The following is a 17,747-nucleotide window of genomic DNA, read 5'->3' on the forward strand; positions in this document are numbered from 1 at the left end:
AGACCAGAACAGAACAGTATGTTAGAAAATTTTTCCAAAGAGTTCAGCATTTACATCAATCATGAAAGTGATGTACCAAAATACCAGCAATTGGTAAATGGTATCAATAATGCAATTGCTAAAAAGATCTTAGAAAAAGGAGACTCGCTTCCTTCTGTAAACAGCATTTGCAAAAACAATCAATTATCTAGGGATACTGTTTTCAAGGCCTATTCGATTTTGAAAGAACAGCACGTGATTGATTCTGTTCCAAATAAAGGTTATTATGTTGCTGGAGAAACTCGAAAAGTTCTTTTGTTTTTGGATACGTTTAAGGCTTATAAAGAGGTATTGTATCATTCGTTTGTAAACAATTTGCCATCAAATATTATTACAGACGTTCAATTCCATCATTACAATATCGATAATTTTAAGACCATCATTAACAACAGTGTTGGGAAGTATTACAAATATGTAATCATGAATTTTGACAATAAGGAAATCCCAGCGGCATTGGCAGGCATTGACAAGGATAAATTGTTGTTGATTGACTGGAACATTCATTCAAAAGCCAAGCATAATTATGTTTGTCAGGATTTTGGTGCAGCCTTTTATAATTGTTTGGTTGAAGCTTTATATGCCTTTAAGAAATATGAAGAAGTAATTTTTATCTACCCAAATTACACGAACCATCCAAAGGAAACTGTAGATTTTTTTAAGAAATTTTGTGCAGACCATCAAGTGAAATACAAGATAATCGTTAATCCAAGTGATTTTAATATTCAAACAGGAAAAGCTTATATAAGTGTGAGTGATCGGATTTTAGGTAATTTCTTGGAACAATGCAGGGAGAAAAATATGGAACCTGGAAAAGACGTTGGCTTTTTATCCTATAACGAAACACCAATGAAAAAATTTATATACAAGGGAATTTCGGTAGTTTCTACTGATTTTAAAGAATTGGGAACAAAAGCAGCATTGTTCGTTTCTCGTGAAGAGCCGGTTCAGAGTTATGTTGCAACAAATTTAATTTTAAGAGAATCTTTATAAATGAACTATTACATAGGATATGATATCGGAAGTTCTTCTGTCAAGGTGGCCTTGGTAGAAGCCGAAACGGGTAAAAAAATAATCGTTTTGCATGAACCGCAAAGCGAAATGGAAATTGTTTCCCTGCATCCTGATTGGGCAGAACAGAATCCTGAAATGTGGTGGGAACATATTTGTGTAGCTACAAAAAGAGCCATTCGTGAAGCCAATATTGATGCTTCAAAGATTGCGGGAATTGGTATATCTTATCAAATGCACGGATTGGTTATTGTGGATGAAAAATGCAACCCATTGCGTAATGCAATCATCTGGTGCGATAGTAGGGCAGTTGAAACAGGCGACAAAGCTTTTGAAGAATTGACAAAAGAAAAATGCATGTCGCATTTGCTGAATTCACCTGGAAACTTCACCGCTTCAAAATTGAAATGGGTAAAAGAAAACGAGCCGGATCTTTATAATAAGATTTACAAATATATGCTTCCCGGAGATTATATCGCTTATAAATTAACGGGCGATATTAGAACTACAAAAAATGGTTTATCTGAAGGAATGCTTTGGGATTATAGAGAAAATAAAGTAGCCAACTGGTTACTAGACTATTATGGAATCGATCAATCCTTAACGCCTTCGATTGTTGAGAATTTTACGAATCAAGGCTTGTTAAATGAGCAAGCTTCTAAGGAATCAGGACTTCCTGTTGGAATTCCAGTAGTGTACAGAGCTGGGGATCAACCCAATAATGCATTGGCATTAAATGTTTTAAATCCAGGCGAAGTTGCAGCAACAGGCGGAACTTCTGGTGTTTTTTATGCTGTAAGCGAAATGTCGGCTGGCAATAAAAGTACAAGAGTTAATAATTTCGTACATGTAAATTATGAAGTCGAAAGTCCAAGGATTGGAAAGCTTTTAAATATCAACGGAGCTGGAATCCAATACCGATGGTTGCGTAATAACATGGGAAATGAAACCTACGAAACCATGAACAGGAAAGCTTCAAAGATTGCAATTGGTTCGGATGGAGTAGTGGTGCTTCCTTTTGGAAATGGTGCAGAACGTATGTTCAACAATAAAAATATCGGAACCCATTTCTTGAATTTAAACCTGAATATTCACAACAGTTCACACTTGTTCAGGGCTTCATTAGAAGGAATTGCTTTTTCATTTGTATATGGAATGGAATGCTTGAAAGATGATAATGCTACAATCAATGTGATCCGTGCTGGAAATGACAATCTCTTTAGATCTGAGATTTTTTCGAATACGGTTGCAACCCTAATCGGACACGAAATTGAAATTTATAATACAACTGGAGCGGTTGGAGCTGCAAGAGCGGTTGGTTTAACCGACGGTGACTTTGAAAAATTTGGATCAAGCATCACGACCAATGATCACGTTATGACCTTTTTACCTTTAAAAAATAAGGAACCTTATGAAAAAGCATACGAAAAATGGAAATCAGAATTAGAATTAATATTAACACAAAAAAAATAATTAAATGATCACTTTAGGAAATAAAGAATACTATAAAGGTATCGGTCAAATTAAATTCGAAGGTAAAGAATCGGACAATCCGTTGGCTTTCAAATATTACAATCCAGAACAAGTTGTGGATGGAAAAACAATGCGTGAGCATTTCCGTTTCGCTATTGCTTATTGGCACACCTTCTGTGGTCAAGGTAGCGATCCGTTTGGACCTGGAACTCAAAACTTTGCTTGGGACCAATCTTCAGATCCGCTTCAAGCGGCAAAAGACAAAGCCGATGCAGCTTTTGAATTCATTAGCAAAATGGGATTTGATTACTTCTGTTTCCACGATTATGATTTGATTGCTGAAGGGCCAACTTTTGCAGAATCAGAAAAACGTTTGACGGCTATCACGGAATATTTGAAGCAGAAAAAAGCAGAATCAGGAATTAAATTGCTTTGGGGAACTTCAAATTGCTTCTCAAATCCAAGATTTATGAATGGTGCTGCAACAAACCCAGATTTCAATGTAGTAGCAAGAGCTGGAGGTCAAGTAAAATTGGCTTTGGATGCTACTATTGCTTTAGACGGTGAAAACTATGTCTTTTGGGGTGGTCGTGAAGGATATATGTCGTTGTTAAACACAGATATGGGAAGAGAATTGGATAATATGGCTAGATTTTTAACAATGTCTAGAGATTATGCAAGAGCTCAAGGTTTTAAAGGAACTTTCTTTATCGAGCCAAAACCGATGGAGCCTTCAAAGCACCAATATGATTTTGATTCGGCAACTGCAATCGGTTTCTTGAGAGAATATGGTTTGGATAAAGATTTCAAAATCAATATCGAAGTCAACCATGCTACATTGGCACAACACACTTTTCAGCATGAAATTGAAGTTGCTGCAAAAGCAGGAATGCTAGGAAGTATCGATGCTAACAGAGGTGATTATCAAAATGGTTGGGATACGGATCAGTTTCCAAACAACATCCAAGAAACGACCGAAGCGATGTTGGTTTTCCTAAAAGCTGTTGGATTGCAAGGTGGTGGAGTTAATTTTGATGCAAAAATCAGAAGAAACTCAACAGATTTGGAAGACGTTTTCTTGGCACACATTGGTGGAGCCGATACTTTCGCAAGAGCTTTATTGATTGCTGATAAAATTATCACTTCATCTCCTTACGAAAGATTGAGAAAAGAAAGATACAGCTCTTTTGATTCTGGAAAAGGAAAGGATTTCACCGAAGGTAAATTAGACCTCACAGACCTTTACAACATTGCACATGAAAATGGAGAATTGAAATTGCAAAGTGGTAAACAAGAATTATTCGAAAACATCATTAATCAATATATTTAATTGGTAGTGATTAAAAAAAGAATAGTTTTTAAAAATTTTGTTCTTAGCTTATTGATTCATTTTTTCTAAGAATAATTTACAAGTTTAGCCGTTAGAAAAAGGTTAGTGCTAACGGCTATTCTTTAAATTTTCAGAGCTTTTCTTTAAACTTATATATCGAAAAAACTGTAAGCAAACGATTGTATAAAAAAGAATATTTTTTCACTAACCAAAGTTTATAAGCCTAATAGATAAGTAAAATTTTTATTCCGCAAAGAGATACAGTCATCTGATTCACCCCAACTAGAAAGTAATAATAAATATTTTCTATATTTAATTCATATTTATGAATTATGCACTGATATTAAGTTATTTATGAAATATTTATTTCGTTTTGTTCATTATCATATTCGTAATTACAGATACTATATTTTTAATGCTATATTATTACGGATTGGCTAATTATTTTTTAAAATATTTTCAATTATCGTAAAAAATAATTCTCGCAATCGGTTGCGTATAATTTTATTTTATTTATATTTGTTAAATAAAACCAAATAAAAAAGAATTCACCCCACAACCACAAATTCTAGTGCAAGGAATTCTTCTTTTTAAACCAGAACTAACCAATGTATTAATTATTTAAATTAATTTTTATGACTAAATTTTTTACTATTAAAAGCAGGTCAAAGCATTTCAAGTATCTCGGATTTCTACTCTTGATGTCTGTGTTTTCTTTGGATGCTAATGCTCAATCAAGCGTTTCCGGAACTATTTCGGATGCAAATGGACCAATACCCGGTGCGAATGTTGTAGTCAAGGGAACGACAAACGGCACTAGTTCCGATTTTGATGGAAATTACACCCTTACAAATGTACCTTCAAATGGTGTTTTGGTTATTAGTTTCTTAGGATATAATAATAAGGAAGTTCCTGTGCAAGGGAAAACTAGGGTAGATGTATTGCTTGAGGAGAGCTTGAGTACTCTTGAAGAAGTAGTGGTAATTGGATACGGAACTCAAAGAAAAGAAGCGGTGACGGGATCTGTAGCTTCTATCTCTGGAGCCGAAATGCGTGATATTCCTTCAGGAAATATTACACAGGCTTTGCAAGGTCGACTTGCCGGTATCGAGTTTGCCCAAACATCTTCTAAACCTGGTGCAGCTATGCAAATCCGTGTTCGTGGAACACGTTCGTTAACAGGAAGTAATGATCCTCTTATCGTTTTGGATGGTATTCCTTTTGCTGGATCAATTAGTGATATCAACCCTATCGATATTAAAAGTATTGATGTGTTAAAAGACGCTTCTGCAACGGCTATTTATGGTTCGAGAGGGGCGAATGGAGTTGTTTTGGTGACAACCAATAAAGGACAACAAGGTCAAAAAGCTACTTTTACTTATAATAGCTATTATGCTATTAAAGATGTGTTTGCTGATTTCCCAATGATGAATGGTCCTCAATTGGTAGAACTTAGAAAAGCTTCTGGTTTGTATCCAGTAAATGGATTAGACGAAGCTGATGATGTTGATACGGATTGGCAAGGTAATTTTTACCGAACAGCAATTATGACAAGCCATGATGTGGCAATTGCAGGTGGTACAAAAAATGGCTCTTATAATTTTGGAATTGGTTATTTCCTTGATGAAGCTGTTATTCCAGGACAAAATTATGATCGTTTTTCACTTAGAGCAGCATTGGATCAGGAAATTGGTGCTTTTAAGTTTGGATTAAATTCTAATAATAATTATTCTGTAGCTCGTGGAGGAAACATGGGTATGTATGGCGTTTTAAGTGCATCTCCAATCGCTAATCCTTTTAAACCACAAAGCGTGTAATAGAATCTGCCGCAGATCAACAATGGGTTTACACTAAAAATACTGTAGAAAATCTAGGTAGTGCTTGGGTAGATGAAAGTAGATCTTTTGCATCCTACAATAACTTATATGGCGAACTAAAGATTCCTGGAATCGAGGGGTTAAAATATCGTACAAACGTAGGTTTGAACTTCCGTATGAATAATTCTGGTAGTTATACAGGAGAAGGGGTTTTTAGTCCTACACCAGATAATATGTCTAGAGCAGCCATCAGTAATTCTCTCACTACACAATGGGTTATTGAAAATTTATTGACTTATGATCGTACTTTTGCTGATAAGCACAAGATAAACTTGATTGGTATGTTTTCTGCAGAAGAAAACTCTTTCAATAGATCAGTTGTTTCTGCAACAGATATTGCAAGAGATGAATTTAGATTCTATAATTTAGGACAAACAACAGAGCCTATTGTTGTAGATCCTGCTCAGCAACTTTATGAAAAATCAGGTTTACGATCTTATATGGCTCGAGCAATGTATTCTTATGATGACCGTTATATGCTTACAGCAACTATACGTAGAGATGGTTCTTCAAGATTAGCAGATGGAAAAAAATGGCATACTTATCCAGCCTTGTCAGCAGGATGGAACATCACAAATGAGTCATTTTTAGAAAATAACAAATCTATAAATTTACTAAAATTACGTGTAGGTTATGGAGAAACTTCAAACCAAGCTGTTAATCCTTATGCAACTTTAGGACGTCTAGGATTGAGACCTTATAATTTTGGAGATCAAAATGCAATGGGTTATTATGTTCAAGAATTACCAGGTCCTGATTTAGGATGGGAATATTCTCAAACAAGAAACTATGGATTGGATTTTGCTTTTTTCAACAATCGTTTATCAGGAACTGCAGAATATTATGTTACAAAGACCACTGACCTTTTAATGAGAATAGGACTTCCTCCTACATCAGGTGCTAGCGGATATATTGCTAATGCAGGAAATTCAATGAATAAAGGTATTGAATTCTCTTTAAACGGTGTTATATTAGATAATCCTGATGGTTTGAGTTGGGAATTAGGAGTTAATATTTATTCAAATAAAAATGAGCTAACAGGGCTTGCTTCTGGACAAGATAGAGACGAAGGGAACTGGTGGTTTGTTGGACAACCTATCAACGTAATCTATGATTACCAAAAAGAAGGACTTTGGCAAGAAGGCGATCCATACTTGGATATATTAGAACCAGGTGGAAATCCAGGTATGATTAAAGTAAAATACACGGGTGAATACAATGAGGATGGGACACCAGTTAGACAAATTGGACCAGATGATCGTCAGGTTATCAAAATGGATCCAGACTTTCAAGGTGGTTTTAACACACGCTTCAGTTACAAAGGTTTTGATTTAGGAATTGTAGGTTCGTTCCAAAGTGGTGGAGTTTTAATCAGTACACTTCACTCGGCTAATGGATACTTAAATTTATTAAGTGGACGTAGAGGAAACGTAGATGTAGATTACTGGACTCCAGAAAATACAGATGCTAAATATCCAAAACCGGGAGGATTAACAAGTGGCGATAACCCTAAATACGGAACTACAATGGGATACTTTGATGCATCTTATATGAAAGTTCGTACCATTACATTAGGATATAATTTTGAACAAGCATTTATCAAGGATTTAGGACTTGACAGATTCCGTCTATATGCAACTGTAACAAATCCATTGGTATTGTTCTCTCCTTTCCATAAAGAAACGGGAATGGATCCAGAAACGAACTCTTATGGAAATGAAAATGCAGCTGTTACAGAAACATATAAACCACGATTACTAACTATCGGAACCAATACACCAGCAACAAAAAGTTTCTTGGTAGGCTTTAATTTAACATTTTAATATAAAAGACTATGAAATTTATAAAATCTAAAATTTTAATTTTGACTGGCTGTATAGCCCTGTCTTTCGCGGGATGTTCTGACGAAATCTTAGAAGAACAACCTCGTAGCGTCTTAGAACCTGGTTTCTTTCAAACAGAGAAAGGTGTTTTGGGCGGTTTGACTTCAATGTATGCACATTTACGCTACATCTATGGACCTGCCTATTACTACAATACTTTAATTACAGGTACAGATGAGGCAACTTATGCCCAAAGTGCCGATAATAATTTTAAAGATATGGATATGACTGGGGTTGGATCCATAACATCATCTAGCAGTAGAAGCGATGCTTTATGGGGAACCGCTTTCTCCAATATCAATACGGCAAATGGTGTAATCGAATATGCTGCAGCAGTAGGAATATCAGAACAACTTATTGCCGAAGCAAAATTCTTTCGTGCATTCGATTATTTTTTACTTGTTCAAACATTTGGAGGTGTGCCATTGGATTTAGGTTCAGGAGAATTAAGATTTAACGTAACACCATCAAGAACTTCTGTACGAAATACTGTTCCAGAAGTATATACAAGATGTGTTTTTCCAGATTTACTTCAAGCCATTGAGGAATTACCAGCTGGCGAACGTGTAAAAGGAGGAGTAAACAAAACTGTTGCCAGATTATACTTATCGAAAGCATATCTTACTTATGGTTGGTGGTTAGAAAATCCGAATAATATCCCAACTTATCCTGAAACCACAAGAGTTGATCCTGACGGACATGATGCTCAATGGTACTACCAGCAAGCTTATAATGTTGCACTTGAGGGAATAGACAATCCAGGACCATACAGCCTACAAGAAACTTATTATGATGTTAATCTTGGACTAAACGACAGGAATTCAGAAATAATGCTATATGCTGACCATACCGAAAAGAGTGAATTTTTTAATGGAAGTAGCCTTAGTTTTGGAAGTGGTGCCGCCCCAGATAACTTTGCTGGATGGATGATGACATGGAATTATACCAACATTAGAAGTTCTGGAGTAAGTTCAGTTCAACGTGCTGCAACACAACCGTTAGGTCGTCCTTGGACCCGTATGTGTCCTACAATAGGAGTTATTAAGAATACATTTGCAGACAAAACAAATGATTCTCGCTATGATGGAACTTTTACAACCACCTACCGAGCTAATTGGGACAAAGCAAAAAATCCTGATTTGCCAGCAACTTTAATTAATGCTAATGGTTTATCAATAAGCCCTGGAGATGCTGTTTTGACATTTTTAAATGAAGATAATCCTGCAGTCGTTTATGACGCAGCAACAGGAGGAATTGGAGCTGGAATTTTACCTGGTCGAGCTGATTATGTTATTGAACCGGGTGTGATTAGCAGAATTGTATACCCAGGTCTTTGGAAATTAGGTCCTTTCAGGACAGATAATGGTGATGGTTTAGGCCAGCCAAACGCTGCAAGTACTCGTCCTTTCAATATTGCAAAATTTTCTGAATTCTACTTTATTGCAGCTGAAGCAGCCGTTAAAGGTGCAGCAACAACAGGAGGTAGAGATGCAAGAAGTTTAATCAACGTGATACGTGCTCGTGCAGGAAAATGGAGATTTGACAATAATGGTAATGTAGTTAAAAATGAGGATAATAGTGCAGCTATGATAGCAGCAACTCCTGCAGTAATCGATATCAATTATATTCTAGCAGAACGTTCTAGAGAATATTATGCAGAAGGTTACCGTTGGTTTGATTTAGTTCGTACTCAAAAATGGGAAGAACTAGCAGGTTCTTATGAAATTTGTGGACCAACATATGGCGATCATACGCCACAAACATTTACAAGAACAATCGAGAAGCATTTTTATCTTCGTCCAATTCCAATCGGTCAGCTTGATGCAATGAATGGAACTCCAGAAGATAAAGCTACTTATCAAAATCCTGGTTACCTATAATCAGTAGAACACTAAATAAAATAGTTTTTTCAAAATAAGTTTGAGTTAGTAGTTTGTTTTTACACAAAAAGCCGAGAGTTAATTACTTTCGGCTTTTTAATATCTTTCAAGAAGTGAACGATATTTGCAGTTAAATAATTAAAAGCCAAAAAAAATAATTATAAATCGAAATTAAAAAATATCAAAATGAAAAAAATAATGACAGTCATAATCCTGTTTCTTGGAACAATCCTCAATGCACAAATAAAACTTCCGAGACTAATTAGTGATGGAATGGTGTTACAATGCGATACCAAAATAAAAATATGGGGCTGGGCTTCCCCAAACGAAAAGATCCAAATAGATTTCAATACTAAAAAATATTTTGCTACCACTTCAAAAACTGGTGAATGGACCGTTATTTTGCCTTCGCATAAAGCAGGTGGACCCTATGAAATGACGCTTTCGGCTTCCAATAAAATTGTACTGAAGGACATTCTTTTTGGCGATGTTTGGGTTTTAAGTGGACAATCCAATATGGAACTCCCGATGCAACGTGTCAAGGATAAATATGCAAATGAAATCGCTAAAGCAACTAACTCTAATATCCGTCATTTTCTAGTTCCTGACAAATATGATTTCGAAAAGGAAAATACTGATGTTGAAGCGGGAGAATGGAAAGCTGCAACACCTGAAAATGTTTTGGAATTTTCAGCTGTTGGATACTTTTTTGCCAACGAAATTTATACCAAATACAAAGTGCCAATCGGTTTGATCAACAGTGCATTGGGAGGTTCGCCTGCCGAAGCTTGGATAAGCGAAACGGCTGTCAAGAAATTTCCAGAATATGCAAAAGAACACCAAAAATTTAAAGACGGAAAACTCATTGTTCAAATCGAGGAAAACGATAAGAAAGTCAGTAAAGATTGGTATGAATTGGTCAATAAAACTGATGAAGGTTTAAAAAACAATTGGAAAAACACGGAATTGGATGATTCAGATTGGAAACAAATGAATATTCCAGGCTATTGGGCAAACGAAGAACTAGGCTATTTGCATGGAGTTGTATGGTTCAGAAAAGAGTTTCATCTTTCCAAAATCGACGGAAAAACAGCTCATATCGAATTGGGAAGAATCGTTGATGCCGATTCTGTTTTTGTAAACGGAAATTTCGTCGGGACAACTTCCTACCAGTATCCTCCAAGAAAATATACGTTTGATACTAAATTTTTGAAAGAAGGAAAAAATGAAATCGTTGTCAGAGTCATCAACAATTCAGGAAAAGGTGGTTTTGTTACCGATAAGCCTTATGAACTTGTTATCGGAAATCAAACCCTAGATTTAAAAGGAAGTTGGAAGTATAAATTAGGTGCAAAAATGGAAGCATTGCCTTCACAAACCTTTATCAGATGGAAACCTGTAGGACTTTACAACGCCATGATTGCTCCATTGACTAATTATTCTATCAAAGGTGTTCTTTGGTACCAAGGGGAATCCAGCACTAAGAATCCAGCCGAATATGGTGATTTGATGGAAACCTTAATCACCACTTGGAGAGCAAAATGGAACCAAGGTGATTTCCCTTTTTTATATGTACAATTGGCCAATTTTATGAACCCAAATCCTGAACCAACAGAAAGTAATTGGGCAGCTTTAAGGCAACAGCAAAAAAATACTTTGGCTGTTGCCAATACAGGAATGGCTACTATCATTGATATTGGCGAATGGAACGACATTCATCCTTTGAACAAATATGATGTTGGAAAAAGATTAGCCTTGCAAGCTCAAAAAGTTGCCTACGGAGAAAAAAATATAGTGGCTTCTGGACCACTTTTTGAAAGTATGAAAAAGGAGGGAAGCAAATTGATTCTATCTTTTTCTGATATTGGTTCGGGTTTAATTTCTAAAGATGGAAAACCGTTACAAGAATTTGCTATTGCCGGAAAAGACGGCAAATTTGTTTGGGCAAATGCAAAAATTGAAGGCGATAAGGTAGTCGTTTGGAGTGATAACATTCCAAATCCGGAAGCTGTTAGATATGCTTGGGCAGATAATCCCGATAGAGCCAATTTATTCAACAAAGAAAATCTTCCAGCATCACCTTTTGAAGCAAGTTTAAGCACAAAAAAATAAATACAATGAGTTTTAATTTTTCCAAAATAATTCAACAGAAATTCAGATTTTGGTGCAGTGCCATTTTGATAGTATCCTTATCAACAGCATTTTCCCAAGATGAAAGTGCCTACATATCAACCACAAAAAACAAATCCTTTTTTAAATTATCTGATGATGGAAAATCAACGAATTTATTTATCGATTCCAAAGACTTTTCGGGAGTAATCCGAGCCTTGAAAGATTTAAAATCAGATATAGGAAAGGTTACCAATCACGAACCAACCATTATTTTCGACAAATTACCAACCGAAAAAGAGATTGTAATCGTTGGAACGTTTAGCAAAAGTCCAGTCATCGACCAATTGGTCAAAAGCGGAAAACTTGATGTAAAGGAAGTTGCAGGAAAATGGGAAGCCTATTCTATTCAAACCATCGAAAAACCTTTTCCTGGAATTGATAAAGCGTTAGTAATTGTTGGAAGCGACAAACGAGGAACGATCTACGGAATCTATGATGTTTCGCAAAAAATTGGTGTTTCGCCTTGGTATTTTTGGGCAGATGTTCCCGTTGAACACAAAAATGCTTTATATGTAAAACCAGTAAAATATAACCAATCCCCAAGTGTGAAATACCGCGGAATTTTCATCAACGATGAAGCTCCAGCTTTGACAAATTGGGTCAAGGAAAATTACGGGTTGGTTCCGCCAAGCAAAAATCCGCCCATTGGGAATAACGTTGCCAATTATGGAAGCGAATTCTATGCAAAAGTGTTTGAATTGATGCTTCGAATCAAAGCCAATTATCTTTGGCCAGCCATGTGGAGCAATGCATTTAACGAAGATGATCCTGAAAATCCGCGTCTTGCAGATGAATACGGAATCGTTATGGGAAATTCACATCAAGAACCGATGATGCGATCTCAACAAGAATGGGACAGACGATACATCAAAACCTTGGGTCATTGGAATTATTACAAGCATCCTGACACGCTTCAAAAATTTTGGAGAGATGGTATCCGAAGAAATAAAAACTACGAAAACATGATTTCAATGGGACTTCGTGGTGCAAATGATTCGGAGATTGAAGGTAGTTTGCAAGACAATATCGCCATGATTGAAGGAATCGTGCATACTCAACAGCAAATCATCAAGGAAGAAACGGGACAAAATTTAAATGAAATTCCACAAACTTGGTGTCTTTACAAAGAAATCCTAGATTATTATAATGAAGGAATGGTCGTTCCCGACAACATCACGCTTTTATGGGCCGATGACAATTGGGGAAATGTTAGACGATTGCCAACTTCTGAGGAACGAAAAAGAAGTGGAGGCTCAGGCGTTTACTATCATTTTGATTATCATGGAGGTCCAAGAAGTTATGAGTGGATCAATACCAATCCTATTTCCAAGATTTGGGATCAGATGGCGTTGTCAAAACAATATGAAGCCGACAGGATTTGGATTGTAAATGTAGGTCATTTCAAAGGTTATGAATTGCCGATGGAATATTTCATGGATTTGGCTTGGGATACAAAAAAGTGGACCAATTCGAACATCAATGCTTATACAAAAGAATGGGTCATCAAGCAATTTGGAACCGAATATGCCGATGAAATTACCAACATTCTTTCAAAATACACCAAATTTAATGGAAGAAGAAAACCCGAATCGTTATCGCCAACAACCTACAGTTTGGTACATTACAATGAAGCCGAAAATGTCGTAGCCGATTACAACAAAATAACTGCTGAAGCTGAAGCCATTTATGAAAAATTACCAAAGGAAAAACGAGATGCTTTCTATCAAATCGTTTTGTTTCCAACAAAAGCGAGTGCCTTGGTAAACGAACTTTATGTAACGGCAGCCAAAAATAAATTGTATGCCAAACAAAAAAGAGCCAGTACGAATGATTTTGCAAAACTCACACGAGATTTATTTGTGAAAGACACCACTTTGATGCACCATTACAATAAGATTTATGCCGATGGAAAATGGGATCATTTTATGGATCAGACACATCTTGGTTATACAAGTTGGAATCCGCCTAAGAAAAATAGTTTGGATGCCATCAAACTTTCGGAACTTGAAATTCCGGAAAAGGCTTCGATGGGAATTGGTTTGGAAGGAAGCGAAAACAGCTTTCCGAACCGTTCTGAAAAAGCGATTTTGCCTGAATTTGATATTTTCAATAACAACAAGCATTACATCGAAATTTTCAATACAGGGCAAGGTTCTTTTGATTATGAAATTTCGTCTGACGTCCAGTGGATCAGTATTGATGCACCAAAAGGAACAATCAAGAATGGAAATAAACGGGTTTATTTAAGTGTAAACGAAGCTAAACTACCGAAAGGAAAAACCAATGGAACCGTAACCATTTCCGGTTCTGGAAAAAAAGTTATTATCGCAGTTTCGGCTTTTCATCCAGAAGAAGTTACCAAGAAAAATCTAAAAGGCTTTGTAGAAAGTGGAGGAGTGGTTTCAATTGAAGCCGAACATTTTGCAAAAAACAGTAATGAAGGTGAAAGAAAATGGATCAAGATTGAAGATTATGGTTTGACTTTATCGGGAATGAGAGCTACTGGACCAGTAGATGCTCCATCTGCAACTCCTGGAAAAGACGCTCCATGCATGGAATATCCAATGCATCTTTTTACGGAAGGCGAAGTTGAAATTAATTTGATAACATCTCCATTGCTGAATTTTATTCCGGGTCGGGATAACCGAATAGCCGTTTCTTTTGATGATGAAAAACCTGAATACATCACGAATGTTCCAGACGATTACAAGATAGAATACACAAACAAAGATTGGTCAGAATCAGTTGTAAATCAAGTTAGGAAGATTAAAACCAAATTAAAAATCAACAAGAAAGGGTATCACACTTTGAAAGTCTGGATGATTGATCCTGGAGTTGTGGTACAAAAAATTATCGTGAATACTGGCGGATTGAAAGAAAGTTATCTTGGACCTCAAGAGAGTTTTAATATGATTCAATCCATCAAAAAACCATAGAAATTAAAAGATTATATTTTTTTTATAATTGTTTTTTGTGAACAGAAAAAGGCAGATAAATTTTTTATCTGCCTTTTCTAATTTAGAATGTTGAGGAATTTTAGATTTTAAATCCACCAGAAACTTCAAGTCTTTGTGCATTGATCCAGCCCGATTCATCCGAACATAGAAAAGCAACCACAGCTCCAATATCGTCAGGTAAACCAACTCTTCCTAATGAAGTATCGGAAGCAATTAATTGATTAAAATCTTTATTATCTCTCACTAATCCACCACCAAAATCAGTTTCAATTGCTCCAGGAGCTACTGTGTTCACTCTAATTTTTCGCTCACCTAACTCCAAAGCTTGATAACGTGACAAAGATTCCACAGCGGCTTTCATCGCTCCATAAGCTGAATATCCTGCAAATGAAAAACGGGCCAAACCTGATGAAGTGTTTACGATACTACCACCATCGTTGATAAGTGGCAATAGCTTTTGAGTAAGGAAAAAAGGTCCTTTGAAGTGAATATTGGTCATGGCATCAAGAGCTTCTTCTGTAGTTTGTTCGAAAGGCATGTTAACACCAACACCAGCATTATTAACTAGTGCATCGAGTTTTTGTCCTTCAAAATGGGTATCTAAAAGTGATAAAACTTCATTTTTAAAGTGATCAAATCCAGTTGTACTTGCAATATCCAATTGAATTGCAAATCCTTTTTGCCCAATATTTTTAATTTCTTCAACTACCTTTTCAGCATCCTCTTTTTTGGTTTGATAAGTAATGATCACATCAAATCCTTTTTTGGCTAATTGCAAAGCCGAACTTTTACCTAAACCACGACTTCCGCCTGTTACTAAGGCTATTTTTTTTGCATTTTTTGACATCTTTTGATTGTTTAAAATTATACTACAAAGTTGCGAAGTATTCCTCAAAAGCAATTTGCATGTATCAAATCAAAATTTGCAAATATCAAATAATTTTATCCTCGATAGACCAAAGGTGACTGTTGGGTATGCTTTTTAAAGAAGTTCGAAAAGTGGGCTACTTCTTCAAAGCCTAAAGAATAGGCAATCTCCGAAACATTCCAATTGGTTTGCTTCAGCAAAATTTTCGCCTCTTGATTAATCCTGCTGGAAATGATTTCGCCAGTCGTTCTTCCGATGGTTTCTTTTAATACTTTATTCAAATGATTTACATGAACATTCAAGGCTTCCGCATACTCTTTTGGTGTTTTTAGCACTAAAAGCTGAGTTGTATTTTCAATAGGAAACTGCCGTTCAAGTAGTTCTATAAAAAGAGAGGTAATTCGGGTTGCAGCAGTTTTTCCAGTTTCAGATGAAGCAAGGGGTTTTAATTTTTGTCCATAGTGCAAAAGTTCCATCAGATAATTCCGAAGCAAGTCATATTTGAATTCATAATCTGAATTAATTTCAAGATGCATTTTTTCGAAAACTGTTTTAATCTGATGGTAATTTTCGGCTGTAATTTGGTACACAAAATCACTTTTGCTAGAAAAAACATTCAAAGAATCAATATCAAATCCGGTTTTAGAAAAGGGTACAAAATCTTTTGTAAAGACACAAAAATGCCCAGCTTGATCAGAATCTTTCGGGCTGTAACGATACGGTATTTTAGGTGTGGCAAATAAAACACCATATTCCTTTATATGAATGGTTTTATCAGCATATTCAACTGTGTTTTCGCCAGAAATCAAACTTACTTTATAATAAGTTCTTCGGTTATAAGGCATTTCCGGTTTCGACTTACACGTATTGTACATGTTTTCGATATTGAACACATTAAAATGTCCTATATCTTTATTGATATTTTCGGATAGAAATTGGTCCAAATCAGGACAGGTGTCTCTGAAAATATCTTCGTAGAATTCTTTGATGGTGATGGTACTCATATATTTGCAAAATTCAAATATACATCAAAATTCAATTGCAGCTTTAAATGTTTTTCCACCATTCTGAAAAAACTTGTTCAGTGTTGTCTAAATCAACTTTTTCACCAATTATGGGTGTAGCCAATTTGAAATCGAAATTTCCTTTCTTATACATTTCTGAAACTTGCTGCAAAGGCTCGTTCCAAGGATGCATTGCCAGTTTGAATTTTGAAGAGTGAACAGGTATGAGTTTTTCTGTTTTTAAATCTGTAGCAGCTTTCAGCACTTGATTTGGCAATAAATGAATGGCTTCCCAAGCTACATTATATTGTCCGTTTTCCAAAAGAGCTAAATCAAATGGTCCATGTTTTTCTCCTATTGCAGCAAAATGTCTATCATAACCGCTATCACCTCCTAAAAACAATTTTCTTTTGGAGGTTTCCAATACAAAAGACAACCAAAGCGTGTTGTTTCGAGTGAATCCTCTTCCCGAAAAATGACGTGCTGGTGTGGTATGGATTTTTATTTCATCGGTTAAGACTTCGGTTTCATGCCAATCTTTCTCTATGATTTTTGAGGCATCATAACCCCAATATTCCAAATGAGACCCCACTCCTAAGCCACAAATCACTTGCTTTACTTTGGACTTGAGTTCTAAAATAGTGGTATAATCCAAATGGTCATAATGATCGTGAGAAATCAATAAAAAATCAATTTCGGGCAAATCGCTAACTTGATACTCATTGCTTCCGTTGAATGCTTTCATGCTTTTAGGAATTGGAGATGCATTACCACTGAAAACAGGATCAATCAGGAATTTTTTACCTTCAACTTGAAGAAAATAAGATGAATGTCCGAACCAAATTAAAATATTTTCATTTGGATCTAGATTCTTTAAATCGGTTTTTACAGATGGGATTTCCTTTAAAGGAGTCCTGTCAGGATGTTTTCCAAAAAGTTGCTTGTAAAGTATTCCCGACATCGAATAACCTTCGGTCAAGGTAGGAGTGAAGCTGAAATTTTGAAATTTGCCGTCTTTGAATTGTGGCGATTTTGAAATTCTATCGAGTCTTTCTCCTGATGGAGCTTTGCCAAACTGAGGTTGATTTAAAAAAAAGATTCCAGCAATAACAAGGATTACAAGAACACTGCCAAATATTATTATCATTCGTTTAAGGATTTTTTTGAGTTTTATTTTCATGTAAATCAACTCTGAATTTTAAGAATTCAAATGTATGAAAATTGCAAATCCATAAACCAACACTAATTATAATACT

General features: G+C 35.8%; 11 protein-coding genes. 8 read left to right on the forward strand and 3 right to left on the reverse strand.

All coding sequences use genetic code 11. The features are described 5' to 3' along the window. Positions 1-18 precede the first annotated feature (18 nt). The 8 genes from G508_RS0108400 to G508_RS0108430 all read left to right on the forward strand — a co-directional run bounded on the left by G508_RS0108400 (position 19) and on the right by G508_RS0108430 (position 14,598). Positions 19-1,029: a GntR family transcriptional regulator gene (locus tag G508_RS0108400; RefSeq protein WP_026704902.1), complete on the forward strand. Its 1,011-nt coding sequence runs from the start codon at positions 19-21 to the stop codon at positions 1,027-1,029. Beyond that, on the forward strand, positions 1,030-2,520 hold the full coding sequence (locus tag G508_RS0108405) for a xylulokinase (RefSeq protein WP_026704903.1): 1,491 nt from the start codon (positions 1,030-1,032) through the stop codon (positions 2,518-2,520). 4 nt (positions 2,521-2,524) lie between these two features. After that, positions 2,525-3,850, forward strand: a complete 1,326-nt coding sequence (xylA, locus tag G508_RS0108410) for a xylose isomerase (RefSeq protein WP_026704904.1) — start codon at positions 2,525-2,527, stop codon at positions 3,848-3,850. Between the two features lie 635 nt (positions 3,851-4,485). Next, positions 4,486-5,667 carry a SusC/RagA family TonB-linked outer membrane protein gene (locus G508_RS20490; RefSeq protein ID WP_281170216.1) on the forward strand — a complete coding sequence of 394 codons (1,182 nt, stop codon included), beginning with the start codon at positions 4,486-4,488 and terminating at the stop codon, positions 5,665-5,667. Between the two features lie 131 nt (positions 5,668-5,798). Next, a complete protein-coding gene (locus G508_RS20495; protein ID WP_281170221.1) occupies positions 5,799-7,550 on the forward strand; it encodes a SusC/RagA family TonB-linked outer membrane protein in 1,752 nt (583 codons plus the stop codon). Positions 7,551-7,561: 11 nt separating this feature from the next. Further along, a complete protein-coding gene (locus G508_RS0108420; protein ID WP_026704905.1) occupies positions 7,562-9,490 on the forward strand; it encodes a RagB/SusD family nutrient uptake outer membrane protein in 1,929 nt (642 codons plus the stop codon). A gap of 186 nt (positions 9,491-9,676) precedes the next feature. Beyond that, complete coding sequence (locus G508_RS0108425; protein WP_026704906.1) at positions 9,677-11,602, forward strand: sialate O-acetylesterase; 1,926 nt, start codon at positions 9,677-9,679, stop codon at positions 11,600-11,602. A 5-nt stretch (positions 11,603-11,607) separates the two neighbouring features. Beyond that, positions 11,608-14,598, forward strand: coding sequence for a glycosyl hydrolase 115 family protein (locus G508_RS0108430; RefSeq protein ID WP_051197515.1), 2,991 nt, complete (start codon positions 11,608-11,610; stop codon positions 14,596-14,598). 100 nt (positions 14,599-14,698) lie between these two features. Here the strand turns inward: G508_RS0108430 and G508_RS0108435 are convergent, their stop codons facing one another. From G508_RS0108435 to G508_RS0108445, 3 genes are all read right to left on the reverse strand, one after another. Beyond that, a complete protein-coding gene (locus G508_RS0108435) occupies positions 14,699-15,466 on the reverse strand; it encodes an SDR family NAD(P)-dependent oxidoreductase (RefSeq protein WP_026704908.1) in 768 nt (255 codons plus the stop codon). A gap of 95 nt (positions 15,467-15,561) precedes the next feature. Further along, positions 15,562-16,491 (reverse strand): helix-turn-helix domain-containing protein, encoded by a 930-nt coding sequence (locus tag G508_RS0108440; RefSeq protein ID WP_026704909.1) that lies wholly within the window; start codon positions 16,489-16,491, stop codon positions 15,562-15,564. A gap of 43 nt (positions 16,492-16,534) precedes the next feature. Beyond that, a complete protein-coding gene (locus tag G508_RS0108445; RefSeq protein ID WP_026704910.1) occupies positions 16,535-17,638 on the reverse strand; it encodes an MBL fold metallo-hydrolase in 1,104 nt (367 codons plus the stop codon). Between the last annotated feature and the right edge of the window lie 109 nt (positions 17,639-17,747).

The organism is Flavobacterium soli DSM 19725, assembly GCF_000422705.1.
Lineage (GTDB): Bacteria > Bacteroidota > Bacteroidia > Flavobacteriales > Flavobacteriaceae > Flavobacterium > Flavobacterium soli.

Bases quoted from the DNA above. Each gene is read 5' to 3' on its own strand.
- G508_RS0108400 (WP_026704902.1), top strand. From the start codon at position 19: ATGTTAGAAAATTTTTCCAAAGAGTTCAGCATTTACATCAATCATGAA.
- G508_RS0108405 (WP_026704903.1), top strand. From the start codon at position 1,030: ATGAACTATTACATAGGATATGATATCGGAAGTTCTTCTGTCAAGGTG.
- xylA (WP_026704904.1), top strand. From the start codon at position 2,525: ATGATCACTTTAGGAAATAAAGAATACTATAAAGGTATCGGTCAAATT.
- G508_RS20490 (WP_281170216.1), top strand. From the start codon at position 4,486: ATGACTAAATTTTTTACTATTAAAAGCAGGTCAAAGCATTTCAAGTAT.
- G508_RS0108420 (WP_026704905.1), top strand. From the start codon at position 7,562: ATGAAATTTATAAAATCTAAAATTTTAATTTTGACTGGCTGTATAGCC.
- G508_RS0108425 (WP_026704906.1), top strand. From the start codon at position 9,677: ATGAAAAAAATAATGACAGTCATAATCCTGTTTCTTGGAACAATCCTC.
- G508_RS0108430 (WP_051197515.1), top strand. From the start codon at position 11,608: ATGAGTTTTAATTTTTCCAAAATAATTCAACAGAAATTCAGATTTTGG.
- G508_RS0108435 (WP_026704908.1), bottom strand. From the start codon at position 15,466: ATGTCAAAAAATGCAAAAAAAATAGCCTTAGTAACAGGCGGAAGTCGT.
- G508_RS0108440 (WP_026704909.1), bottom strand. From the start codon at position 16,491: ATGAGTACCATCACCATCAAAGAATTCTACGAAGATATTTTCAGAGAC.
- G508_RS0108445 (WP_026704910.1), bottom strand. From the start codon at position 17,638: ATGATAATAATATTTGGCAGTGTTCTTGTAATCCTTGTTATTGCTGGA.